1 pseudogene is annotated in these 476 nt (G+C 45.0%); it reads left to right on the top strand.

Annotation, left to right across the window (positions count from 1 at the left end):
* Nucleotides 1-476 (top strand): annotated as a pseudogene (gene cysJ, locus AB4585_RS26250) (NADPH-dependent assimilatory sulfite reductase flavoprotein subunit); the annotation flags it as partial.

Below are 476 nucleotides of genomic sequence, written 5' to 3'. Positions count from 1 at the left end.
ATATTCCATCTCATCGTCACAAGCCGAAGTGGACGAAGAGGTTCATCTAACGGTCGGTGTGGTCGAGTACGAAACCAATAAAGGACAGAGAGTAGGTGGTGCTTCAGGTTTCTTATCACATTCGCTTGAAGAAGGTGAAGACGTCAAGGTGTTCATTGAACACAACAACAATTTCAAATTACCAACCGATGACAACACTCCAGTGATCATGATTGGTCCTGGCACAGGTATTGCGCCGTTTAGAAGTTTCTTGCAAGAGCGTGACGCGAGAGAAGCGGAAGGCAAAAACTGGCTATTCTTTGGTGACCGTACCTTTACTCAAGACTTTCTGTATCAGCTTGAATTTCAGCGTTACCTAAAAGATGGCTTATTGAGTCGCTTAGATGTGGCATTCAGTAGAGACAGTGCAAACAAGGTCTACGTTCAAGACAAGCTTAAGCAGAATGCACAGCAGGTTTGGCAATGGCTACAAGCTG

The organism is Vibrio sp. 10N.222.49.C9 (assembly GCF_041474985.1).
In the GTDB taxonomy this organism is placed as follows: Bacteria; Pseudomonadota; Gammaproteobacteria; order Enterobacterales; family Vibrionaceae; genus Vibrio; species Vibrio crassostreae_C.
This window is presented reverse-complemented; position numbering and strand designations above follow the sequence as displayed.